We start from the raw sequence: 12,378 nt of genomic DNA on the forward strand, positions 1-12,378 counted from the left end.
GGTCGCCCCGGCAGACCGCGTCGGCGAGGGAGCGGCCGAGAGAAGGGACTGACCATGGCACCTACGCCGCGCTTGCAGGTGGGTGACACCGCCCCCGCGTTCACCCTCACCGACGCCGACGGCAACACCACGAGCCTCGCCGACTTCGCGGGCCGCAAGGTGATCGTGTACTTCTACCCCGCGGCGTCCACGCCCGGGTGCACCAAGCAGGCCTGCGACTTCCGCGACAGCATCGCCGAATTGAACAGCGCCGGGCTCGACGTCGTCGGCATCTCCCCCGACAAGCCCGCGAAGCTGGCGAAGTTCCGTGACGCGCAGGGGCTGAACTTCCCACTGCTGTCCGACCCGGACCGCGAGGTCCTCACCGCGTGGGGCGCATTCGGCGAGAAGACCATGTACGGCAAGACCGTTCAGGGCGTCATCCGGTCGACGTTCGTCGTCGACGAGGAGGGCAGGATCGAGGTCGCGCAGTACAACGTCAAGGCGACCGGCCACGTCGCGAAGCTGCTGCGCGACATCTCGGTCTAACCGGCGGCGCCGCCCAGATCCCCGGCAGGGCCCAGTTCCCCGGCACGGCCCAGTTCCTCGAGCAGCAGCGCCTCGGCGGTCGCGGCCTTCGCCAGCACGCCCAGGTGCAGGCTCTCGTCGATGCTGTGCGCCTGCGTCCCGGGGTCCTCGACGCCGGTCACCAGGATGCGGGCGTTCGGGAAGGTGCGGGCGAACTCGGCGATGAACGGGATGGATCCGCCCATGCCCATGTCGATGGGGTCGCGTCCCCACGCCGTACGGAAGGCCGCGCGCGCCGCGTCGTACACCGGTCCGGCGGCGTCGATCGCGTACGGCTGACCCACGTCCCCGGGCGTCACGGTGACCTTCGCGCCCCACGGCGCGTGCGTCTCGAGGTGCCGGGTGAGCGCCGCGAGGTGCTCGCGCGCGTCACCGCCGGGAGCCACCCGCATGCTGACCTTCGCGCGGGCACGGGGAATGAGCGTGTTCGACGACCGCGCGACGGTCGTGGTGTCCACTCCGATGACCGTGATGGCCGGCTTGGCCCACAGCCGCTGCACCACCGAGCCGCTGCCGACCTCCGAAACCCCGTCCAGCAGTCCGGAATCGGCGCGGACGCGCTCGGGCGGGTAGTCCACCTCGGCGGCGCTGCCGACGTGCAGCCCGGCGACCGCGACGTTGCCCTCGTCGTCGTGCAGCGTGGCCAGCAGCCGGATCAGCGCGCCCAGCGCGTCGGGAACGACGCCGCCCCACAGGCCGGAGTGCAGGCCGTGGTCGAGCGTCTCGACCTCCACGACGCAGTCGGCGAGACCCCGCAGCGACACCGTGAGCGCCGGGATCTCGGTGCTCCAGTTGTCCGAGTCGGCGATCACGATGACGTCGGCGGCCAGCGCGTCGCGGTGCGCCGCCAACAGCGCCCCCAGCGACGGCGAGCCGGACTCCTCCTCGCCCTCGACGAAGACCGTGACCCCGACCGGCGGACGTCCGTCGTGCGCGCGGAACGCCGCCAGGTGCGTGGCGATGCCCGCCTTGTCGTCGGCCGTGCCGCGGCCGTACAGCCGGCCGTCGCGTTCGGTCGGCTCGAACGGCGGTGACGCCCACTGCCCGGCGTCGCCCTCGGGTTGCACGTCGTGGTGGGCGTACAGCAGTACCGTCGGCGCCCCCGGCGGGGCGGGATGCGACGCGATGACGGCCGGCGCGCCGCCCTCGCTGACGATGCGGACGTCGTCGAAACCGGCCTCGGACAACAACTTCGAGACTGCTTCGGCGCTGCGCACGACCTCGTCGCGGCGGGCCGGATCCGCCCACACCGACGGGATGCGCACCAGGTCCTCGAGATCGGCGCGAACGGCGGGCAGCACCTCGCGGACCCGGGCGAGGAGCGCATCCTCGCGTCCGCTGGAGACGACGTCGGTCACGGACCTCAGGCTAGTCCGCGTCACCGCCGGACGTCGGCGCTGCCGTCTCGAGGACCGCCACCGCCGCCGCGGTGTCGCCCTCGTGCGTCAGTGACAGGTGGATCGTGATGTCGGCGAGGTGCTCGGCGATCGCGCCGGCGAGCCGCACCTTGGGCCGTCCCCACATGTCGGTGACGACCTCGATGTCGCGGTGGATGCCCTCCGGCAGCATCGGCCGCTTGGAGAACCGCGACCCCGACCACGCCTTGATCACGGCCTCCTTGGCGGCCCACCGGGCGGCGAGGTGGCGCGCCGCGGACGAACTCTTGTCCGCCGCGTCGCGCCGCTCGCCCGGGGTGAACGTCTCGGCGAACACGGTCCCCGGCTGATCCACCTGCTCGGCGAAGTCCGGGATGGAGACCAGATCGATGCCGACTCCGACGATGCTCACGCCGTGACGCTACCCAACGACGTCACCGGGCGTACCAACCGTCCTCGCCGAGGCGCGAGCCGGCGTCCAGGAGCATGTCCGCCTCCTGCCGCTTCTCGGGCGCGTCGTGGCCGAAGCGCCGGTCGGCGGGACGCTCGTACAGCGCGGGCCCGCCGGCGATCGCCGACGCGAGCCGGCGCTGACCGTTGAGCACCCGCTCGCCCGAGCGGCGCAGGTAGTCCTCGCGTTGCTCCTCGTCGAGCGCCGCCAGGAACGCCTGCGGATGCACCAGCGCCACCAGACCCGACACGTGCCCGAACCCGAGGCTGGTGACCAGACCCGCCTTCAGCGGCAGCTTGTCGCCCAGCCGCAGGGTCTCGCGCACCCACACGAAGTGGCGGGCGTGCGACAGCTCGTCGTCGACGCAGTCCAGGCTGCGATTCGGCGGGATGACGCCGTCGCGCAGCATCTGGCACATGCCCATCATCTGGAACGCCGCGGCACCGCCCTTGCTGTGGCCGGTCAGGCTCTTCTGGCTGACCACGAACAGCGGTGCGCCCTCCGACCGTCCCAGCGAGGCCGCGAGCCGCTCGTGCAGCTCGGTCTCGTTGGGGTCGTTCGCCAGCGTCGACGTGTCGTGCTTCGAGATCACGCCGATGTCGTCGGGGCCGACGCCGAGCTTGGCCAGGTTGCGGGCCAGTTGCGACTGCCGTCCGCCGCGACCGGCGCCCAGCGCGCCCAGGCCGGGTGCGGGGATCGAGGTGTGCACGCCGTCGCCGAAGGACGACGCATACCCCACGACCGCCAGCACGGGCAGCCCCATCGCCAGGGCGAGGTCACCGCGGGCCAGCAGGATGGTGCCGCCGCCCTGGGACTCGACGAAGCCGAGCCGGCGCCGGTCGTTGGCGCGGGAGAACTTCGCGTCGCTGATGCCCTTGGCGCGCATCATCTCGGTGTCTGCGGTGGCCGACATGTCGCCGAAGCCGATGATGGCCTCCAGCGTCAGGTCGTCGTAGCCGCCGGCGACCACGAACTCGGCCTTGCCGAGCGTGATCTTGTCGACGCCCTCCTCGACCGACACCGCCGCGGTGGCGCAGGCGGCCACCGGGTGGATCATCGAGCCGTAGCTGCCGATGTAGCTCTGCACCACGTGGCCGGCGAAGACGTTCGGCAGGACCTCCTGCAGGATGTCGTTCGGCTTGTTCTGCCCGAGCAGGTTGCCGTGGTACATCGTCTGCATCGACGTCAGGCCGCCCATGCCGGTGCCCTGCGTGCTGGCCACCAGACTGGGGTGCACCCAGCGCATCAGCTCGGTCGGCGTGAAGCCCGACGACAGGAACGCGTCGACGGTCGTGACCAGGTTCCACAGCGCCACCCGGTCGATCGAGGTGGCCATGTCCTGGCTGACGCCGTACACGGTCGGGTCGAACCCGGTGGGGATCTGCGCCCCGACGGTCCGGGACAGCTTCACCTTGCGCGGCACGCGGATCTCGGTGCCCGCCTTGCGCGTCACCTGCCAGTCCGAGCTGTCCGGCACGGGGGCGATCACGGTGTGCTCGGGATCGAACTGCGCGAACCCGCGGGCGTCCGCCTCGGAGGACACCACGAAGGTGAAGTCCTTGTCGAGGAATACCGAGACCAGCAGCGGCGAGGCGTGATCCGGGTCGATGGCACCGTCGTCGACCCACTGCCGGATGCCGACCCGCTCGAGGACGGCGTCGTGGTACCGCTCCACCAGCTCGCCCTCGTCGACCAGGTCGCCGGTCTGGGTGTCGTACCAGCCCGGCTTCGGGTCGTCCTCCCAGGTGACCAGACCGGTGGTCCAGGCCAGCTCCAGGACGCCGGCCGCCGACAGCTCGCCGGAGGTCTCCACCTCGAAGCGGGTGCGCGACGAGCCGTACGGGCCGAGTTCGGCGCCGCCGACGATCACCACCATGTCGGCGGGGTCGACGTCGACGTGACCCCACTCCGGCGGCGGCGCTGCGGCGTACCCGCGCGGCGGCGAGGGCAGGGCGCGGAGGCCGGTGACGTCCTCCTCGGCGTCGGCGGCGGACTCGCCCGCCATCTCCTCGCGCGCCTTGGCGGCCAGCTCGGCCATGTCGATCTCGACGTCCCCGAGCCCACCGGTCAGGTCGACCTTCAGCGGCTCCCGAGCGGCGGCGACCTTCGACTCGATGTCACACAGCGCCAACAGCATCGACGCCATCTCGGCCGTCGTGTACGTCGTGACGCCGGCCTCCTCGACCGCACCGACGATCGCGTCGTTGTGGCCCATCAGCCCGGTGCCCTTGGTCCAGCCGATCAGGGCGTGCGCCAGCGAGACTCGCTGCGACCACGACGTCTCGGCCTTCCACCGCGTCACCACCGCGTCGAGCGCGGACTTCGACTCGCCGTAGGCGCCGTCGCCGCCGAACATGCCGCGGTTCGGCGAGCCGGGCAGCACCACGTGCAGACGCGACGCGATGTCGCGCTCGGCGCCGATGTGCGACAGCCCGCCGATGAGCCGCTGCACGGCCCACAGCAGCACCTTCATCTCCATCTCGGAACGCGACCCGGCCTCCGACATGTCCCCGGCCACGCGCGGCGCGGCGAACGGGAACAGCAGCGTCGGGGTGAGCGCGTCCTTGAGGTGGATGGACTGCGGCCCGAGGCTCTCGGACTGCTCGTTGCCGATCCAGTCGACCAGCGCGTCGATGTCCGAGTAGGACGCCATGTTCGCCGGGACCACCCACAGGGTGGCGCCGAAGCGGGCGTTGTCGCGGTAGAGCTCCTTGTAGAACGCCAGCCGGTCGTCGTCGAGCCGGCTGGTGGTCGCGATGACCGTCGCGCCGCCGTCGAGCAGCTGCGCGGCCACCGAGGAGGCGATCGACCCCTTCGACGCACCGGTCACCACCGCGACCTCGTTGGCGTAGCGGCCGCTGGCCGGGTTCTCCGCACCTGCGGCGGCCCTGCCGTACAGCGAGGCGTGCACGGTGCGGCCGGCTGCCAGCGCCTTGCCCTGCCACCAGCTCGCCTGCGTGGCGACGACGTGGCCCGCGCCCTCGAAGCGCTCCGACAGCCGCGCCCAGTCGGCGTCGATGTCGCCCTCGTCGACCAGCCACAGCCGGGCCAGGTCCTCGCGGGCACTCGCCCACCGGTCGTCGAACAGCACCGCCTTGCGGCCGTCGAACGTCGGGGCGACCAGACGCGGCCAGTCCGAACCGAGTTCGGCGGTCACCAGGTCGATCAGGTCAGCGTCGTTGACGGTCTCGCCGACGCTGACCGGGGTGTCCAGGCCGAGCTGGCCGAGGATCAGCCGGGCCGCCGAGGCGAGCACGCCGTCGCGTCCGGTGACGGTCTCGGCGAACTCGCCGAGCGCCGCGGAGTCGACCACGCCGCCACCACCACCGGCAGCAGCCGGCAGCGACACCGCGATGCCCTTGCGGGCGCCGACGGCGCTCACGGCGGCGTCGACCACCTTGTCGAACGACGCGGCGTCCGGCAGCGCACCGTCGTGCAGGCCGCCCAGCGCTCCGCCGCGGACGCTGCTGCCCTCGCGGGTGCCCAGCGCCAGCTCGGCGGTGACGTGCTTGACCCAGCCCTCGCCCAGCTCCCACGTCTTGGTGACGCGCTCGGCGATGGCGGCCGGCCGCTTGCCCGAGGGCCCGAGGACCGTCCGCAGCTGGTCGTTGATGGCGTCGCCGAGCACCGGCCCGAACGGCTTGTAGGTACGGGCGAGCTTGGTGACCTGCCCCTTGAGCCCGGCGAGGTCGGCCTCCGCGGCACCGTCGATGGCACCGAGGTTGAGTTCCGAACCGAGGTCGACGAGCAGCTGATTGCGTCGCGAGGACGCGCCGTCGGTGATCGACTCGATGGAGTCCAGCGGTTCGATCTGGTCGATGCGCATCTTGGCCGACAGCGCGATGAGCACCATCGTGGCGTCGGCGGCGTCGAACGGCACGTCGTCCGGGCGCGGGCCGCCGGTGGGTGCGGCGGCGGGCGCCGGTGCGGCGGGCGCGGCGGCGGGGGCCGCCTCGACCGGCGCGGCCTCGGCGACCGGCGCCTCGTCGACCTCCGGCTCCGGGTCGGTGTCGGTGGCGAACAGCACCGCGGCGTCGCGCTCGACATTGAGCACCTCGGTGGTGCTGTGCGAGTACTCCGGCAGCTTGAGCGTGTTGGTCGCGAGCCCGGCGACGGTCGGCGCCGACTTCACGCCGATCTCGACGAAGCGCTCGATGCCCAGGCCGCCCGCGGCCTCCTCGATGAACAGCAGGTCCTGGGTCTCGATCCAGCGCACCGGGCTGGCGAACTGCCAGGCGAGCAGCTCGATGACCACCTTGCGGCACAGCTCGCGCGGCTTCTCGGTGATCCAGGTGTCGTAGTCGGCGAGCACCTCGTCGAGCGGCTCGGCGGGCACCAGATCGCGGATCTCCTGGATGAAGTCGCGGTCCAGGGTGAACAGTCGCGGCACCAGGTTCGGGATGTAGCGGCCGACGATCAGCGCGGGATCCTGGTCGCGCGGCATGACGCGCTCCAGCGAGCGGCGGAAGTCGGCGACGCCGACGCGCAGCACCTCGGAGTGGAACGGCACGTCGATGCCCGGCACCAGGATGAACGACCGCTTGCCGCCGCTGATCTCGCGGCGCCGTTCGATCTCCTCCTCGAGTGCCTCCAGGCCGCGCACGGTGCCCGCGATGGCGTACTGCGAGCCACGCAGGTTGAAGTTCACGATCTGTAGGAATTCGCCGGTGCGCGAGGAGATCTCGGCGACGAAGTCGGTGACGTCGTCGTCGTCCAGGTCGATCTGGGACGGCCGGATGGCCGCCAGTCGGTAGTTCGACCGGCCCTTCTCGTCACGCGGCACGATGTCGTGCATCTTCGAGCCGCGGTGGAACACGACCTCCAGCAGCGCCTCGAGTTCGTAGACACCCGACACGCAGGCCAGCGCGGTGTACTCGCCGACGGAGTGACCGCACGCGATCGCGCCCTCGACGAAGGCGCCCTGCTCGCGCATCTCGGCCACCTGCGCGGCGGCGACGGTCGCCATGGCCACCTGGGTGAACTGCGTCAGGTACAGCACGCCCTCGGGGTGGTGGTAGTGCACGCCGGAGGCGATGAGGCTCGTCGGGTTGTCCCGCACCACGTGCAGTACCGAGAAGCCGAGGGTGTCGCGGGTGAACCGGTCGGCGGTGTCCCACACCTTGCGGGCCGCCTTCGAGCGGGCACGGACCTCCATGCCCATGCCCTTGTGCTGGATGCCCTGACCGGGGAACGCGTAGACGGTCTTCGGCGCGGCCAGCTGCGCGGTCGCGGCCATGACCAGCTCGCCGCCGACCTTGGCGGTGACGTCGATGATCTCCGCGCCGCGGTCGATGCCGACCCGGTCGACGCGGAATTCGATCTCGTCGCCGGGCAGCACCATGCCGAGGAAGCGCGAGGTCCAGCCGACCAGGCGTGCGGGCGGGGTGGCCCGTCCGTCGGTGGCGGTGACCACGTGCTGCGCGGCGGCCGAGAGCCACATGCCGTGCACGATGGGCGATTTCAGCCCGGCCAGCAGCGCGGCGGCGCGGTCGGTGTGGATCGGGTTGTGATCGCCGGACACGACCGCGAACGCGCTCATGTCGGTGGGCGCGGTCACGGTGACGTCGCGCCGGCGGCGGCGCGGGGTCTCGGTGGCGTTGTCGGTGATCGCACCGCCTGCGCGCAGCGGGTCGGCGAGTTCGGCGGGACCGCTGCGCCCGCGGATCGCGAAGCGCTCCTCCAGCGTGGCCAGGACGGTGCCCGCGGCGTCGGCGATGCGGACGCTGACCGGCACGACGCGGCCGACCTCGGTGTCGGTCGCCGCGGCTGCCGTTGCGGTGACCGTCAGTTCGGCCGCGGTCTTCGGCATGGGCGCCAGCAGGTGTGCGGCGTGGTCGAGGTGCACCAGGCTCAGCAGGCCCTCGACGACCGGGAAGCCGGATTCGGTGACGGCCGAACCGATCACGGAGAACACGGCGGGCCAGCAGCGGCCCACCAGGGCGTCGGGCACCAGGGTCAGGCCCGGCGCCAACGGGGCACCGAACGTGGCGGTGACGCCGGTATGGTCGGCGACCTCCTCGGGGTCCCACGCCACCGTGACCGTAGTGGTGTCGTCGTGCACCGGCGGAAGCGCTTCGGGTCCTTCGACGTTCGCGGCGATCGCGAGCACGGCGCGCATTGCGGCCGCGGCGTCGTCGGTGGTGACGACGGGCATGCCGCCGTCGACGGTCGCCGAGGGCAGCGTGAAGCGGATGGTGATCCAGATGTCGGACAGCGGCACGCTGAGCACGACGGCGTCGCCGTCGATCTCCAGGCGCGCACCGGTGGACGGGTGCGTGGCCGAACGGTTCTGGTTGACCTGCCACTCCCCCGGGTGCCCGATGCGGTGCACCGGGTTGATCGACACCCGGCCGGCCCACAGCACGTCCGGCGAGTCGAGGACCACGGCCAGCGGACCGGTGACGTCGGCACGGGCCTGGCGTCGGGAGACCGCGGGCACCGGCTGCGCGCCGGAGCCGACGACCTCGTCGATGGAGGCCTGCTCGAAGCGGTCGAGCAGGTCGCCCACGGGCTCGTCGACGCGGGTGATGCCCGCGACCGCGGCCGTGCCGGGGATGATGCAGACCTGGTCGGCGGTGTAGCGGGCGTCGTGGGCCTGCCACAGCGAGTCGCTGCGCCACCAGCGCCGCACGTCCTTGTCGATGACCGGGACGAAGTTGACCGGCTTGCCGAGCGTCTTGCACAGGGTGATGAAGAACGGCACGTCGGCGGGGTGCAGCTTGACCGACTCGGCGTCGGGGTAGCGCTCCAGCAGGGCCGTCAGCGCCCGCTCGGGGTTCTCGAGCAGCTCCTCGCCGTCGGCGCCGTAGAGGGTCTCGATGGACCCGGAGTCCTGCGGGTGCAGGCGGGCCTCGGCACGCTTGAGCATCTCGGCGAACCGGTCGCGCCAGCTGACGTCGAGCCACGGCGAGCCGGCCTTCTTGGTGTCCGCGGTGCTCGAGCCGTCGCCGATGGCGAGGTCGACGTAGCGCTGGAGCCACTGCAGGTAGGTCATGTCGGCGACGTCGCCGAAGTACGGCTTGGCCGTGACGGCCATCGCGGCGATGATCTCGTCGCGGCGCTCGGCGACCGCGTCGGCGTCACCGGCGACGTCGTCGAGCAGTCGGCCGCAGCGCGACGCCGCGTTGTCGATCTCGTGGATGTCGGCGCCGAGCTGGCTGCGCCCGGACGCCATGCCGCCCTGCGCCTTGCCCGCGCCGACCCACGTCGGGGTGCCGTTGGTCTCGACGAGCAACTGCTTGACGGCCGGGGAGGTGGTGGCCTCCTTCGTCGCCATCGCGGCGGTGCCGACGAGGATGCCGTCGACCGGCATGAGCGGGAAGCCGTAGGCCTCGGACCACCGGCCGGACAGGTACTCGGCCGCACGCTCGGGCGTTCCGATGCCGCCGCCCACGCAGATGGTGATGTTGGCGTACTTGCGCAGGTCCGCGTAGGTCGCCAGGAGCAGGTCGTCGAGGTCCTCCCAGGAGTGGTGGCCACCGGCGCGGCCGCCCTCGATGTGCACGATCACGTCGCGGTCGGGAACCTCGTTGGCGATCTTGATGACCGACTTGATCTGGTCGACGGTGCCGGGCTTGAACGTGACGTGGGTGATGCCGACCTCGGTGAGTTCGCCGATCAGGTCGACGGCCTCGTCGAGTTCCGGGACGCCTGCCGTGACGACCAGACCGTCGATGGGGGCACCGGACTGGCGGGCCTTCTGCACCAGCCGCTTGGCACCGACCTGCAGCTTCCACAGGTAGGGGTCCAGGAACAGCGAGTTGAACTGCACCGCGCGGCCGGGCTCGAGCAGCGTGGTCAGTTCGGCGATGCGGTCGTCGAAGATGGGCTCGGTGACCTGGCCGCCGCCGGCGAGTTCGGCCCAGTGACCGGCGTTCGCCGCGGCCGCGACGATCTTCGCGTCGACCGTGGTCGGCGTCATGCCCGCGAGCAGGATCGGCGAGCGACCGGTGAGGCGGGTGAACTTCGTGGACAGCTTCACCGCGCCGTCGGGCAGCGTCACCAGCGACGGCGCGTAGCTCGACCACGGCGGCGCCACCTCGGGTGCGGCGCCGACGGTGAACAGGCTGCGCTGACCGGCGCGGGTGGCGGCCGGGACGATGCCCACGCCGAGGCCGCGGATCACCGGCGCGGTGAGGCGGGTGAGCGTGTCGCTCGGCCCGAGGTCGACGATCCACCTGGCGCCGGCGTCGTGCATGCGCTCGACCTCGGCGACCCAGTCGATGGGCCGGACGAAGATCGACTCGGTCATCTCGTGGGCGAGGTCGGCGTCGATGCCGGTGCGTGCGGCCCAGCGGTCGACGACCTCGACGCCGTCGGCGAGGCGCGGAGTGTGGAAGCCGACCTCGACCTGCACGCTGTGGAAGACGGGCGCGAACACGGCGCCGCCGCGCGTCTTGGCCTTGCGCTCGGCCTCCTCCTTCTCGGTGATCTTGCTGCAGTACAGCTCGAAGCGGGCGAGCTGCTCCGGGGTACCGGTGATGACGACCGAGCGGCGGCCGTTGCGGATGGACAGCACGGGCGGCAGGACCGTGCGGACGTCCTTCGAGAACTCCTCGAGCAGCTCGGCGATGCGCTGCGGGTCGGCGTTGGTGACGGACACCATCGGCGACTTGTCCCCGCGCCCGACCATGCCGCGGCGCCGGGACACCAGCGAGCCGGCGGCACCTATCAACTGCAGCAGCGCCAGCAGCTCGGCATCGCGAGCGCCGGCGGCCTTGAGCGATTCCACGGCGACGATGCCCTGCGAGTGGCCGGCCATCGCGACCGGAGGCGTGCCGCGCAGGTCGAGGCCCTGGCGGCTGACGGCGCGGATGGCCGCCATCTGGGCCAGCAGGATGCCCGGACCGGAGATGGCGGCGGTGGTCAGCTGCTTGGCGGTCGGCAGCTGCTCCTCGGCGGCGAGCGCACGCACCCACTGGATCGGCTCGAAGCCGACGGGGCGGACGACGACGAGTTCGCGCGCGACCGGCTCGAGCAGCAGCGCCGCCTCACCGACGACCTCACTCAGCTCGGACTCGATGCCCGCCGAGCTGATCAGCTCCTCGAGGTTCTCCAGCCAGTTGCCACCCTGCCCGCCGAAGGCGACGGCGTAGGGCTCGCCGGCGTTCAACAGATCGACCAGGGCACTCGCTCCCGCCGCGGAGGCGGGCCGATCGGCGCCACCTCCCGCGCGTCCGGCGGCCACTCGGTCGTGTTCGTTGATCGTCACGTTGTGCCATCTCCTCGTGCGCCCGGGGGCGCGTATCGCTCGTCTGCGGCGTGTCGTCTCGGCGGTCGGCTCGCGTCCCTGCGAGGCCCGGGGTGATTCGGCATCGAATCGCGGCTGGGTCGACCCGTCTCTCGTCTGGACTGGGCGCTGTCGACGCGGCGGCCGGCAGGAGCCCGTTCCCGCCCTAGTAAGAGTGTCATAAGAACCGACCCCATTTTCGGGCCCTAAATGGTTACTGGCGAGTTCTACGCTCAAGTAACAAGGGATTGCGTAACGCGCCCGTCGAAACCGCTCGCGATGTTCTGGAACAAACGTCCTGCATGCGCGTGGTTACGGTCGAGTAGCTACAACGCTGCAGGCCACGGCAGTACTGTTACCAAATCGTTATGTCCCATCATCGCGGCGCAAAACGACGACGTCAGCGGCTCGACGGGCGAACACTTCGGATCGACGTGTCCGGTCGCCCGTCGGCGGTGTGCGGAATAGTTTGCTGACGCTACTTACTGATCGGTAAGGTTCGTCCGCCCGCGGCCCGCCCCGGGCCGGCCGCCGCTGCCGGCGGTCACCGCCACGGCCTCGGCAGGCCCCGGCGCGCGACCGGCACGCTGCTCGGGCCGGACGTTCACCTGGCCACCCGCGCCTGGGCCGCGCTCACGCGCCGACACGCGTCGGAGACCGTCGAACGTGCGTTTGCCCGTCGATCACGGCGTCCGTCCGGGCGCGGTGACCGCCCACACGACTGAGGACGCGCTGTGACGGTGACGACGAAAGCC

General features: G+C 71.7%; 4 protein-coding genes. 1 reads left to right on the forward strand and 3 read right to left on the reverse strand.

Features of this window, described 5'->3' with window-relative positions; translation table 11 throughout:
• Window positions 1-54: 54 nt before the first annotated feature.
• Window positions 55-528, forward strand: a complete 474-nt coding sequence (gene bcp / locus FZ046_RS23985; RefSeq protein WP_070355451.1) for a thioredoxin-dependent thiol peroxidase — start codon at window positions 55-57, stop codon at window positions 526-528.
• On the opposite strand, the gene FZ046_RS23990 is transcribed toward bcp, so the two are convergent.
• Genes FZ046_RS23990 through FZ046_RS24000 form a run of 3 tightly spaced genes read right to left on the reverse strand, consistent with a single transcriptional unit; the run spans window position 525 to window position 11,605 of the window.
• A complete protein-coding gene (locus tag FZ046_RS23990) occupies window positions 525-1,925 on the reverse strand; it encodes a dipeptidase (RefSeq protein WP_099046049.1) in 1,401 nt (466 codons plus the stop codon). The two genes, bcp and FZ046_RS23990, sit on opposite strands and share 4 nt — an antisense overlap.
• A gap of 10 nt (window positions 1,926-1,935) precedes the next feature.
• Window positions 1,936-2,355, reverse strand: a complete 420-nt coding sequence (gene acpS, locus FZ046_RS23995) for a holo-ACP synthase AcpS (RefSeq protein ID WP_070355450.1) — start codon at window positions 2,353-2,355, stop codon at window positions 1,936-1,938.
• A 22-nt stretch (window positions 2,356-2,377) separates the two neighbouring features.
• A complete protein-coding gene (locus FZ046_RS24000; protein ID WP_149484334.1) occupies window positions 2,378-11,605 on the reverse strand; it encodes a type I polyketide synthase in 9,228 nt (3,075 codons plus the stop codon).
• Window positions 11,606-12,378: the final 773 nt, after the last annotated feature.

The organism is Mycolicibacterium grossiae (genome assembly GCF_008329645.1).
GTDB classification, from domain to species: domain Bacteria; phylum Actinomycetota; class Actinomycetes; order Mycobacteriales; family Mycobacteriaceae; genus Mycobacterium; species Mycobacterium grossiae.

Bases quoted from the DNA above. Each gene is read 5' to 3' on its own strand.
- bcp (WP_070355451.1), top strand. From the start codon at position 55: ATGGCACCTACGCCGCGCTTGCAGGTGGGTGACACCGCCCCCGCGTTC.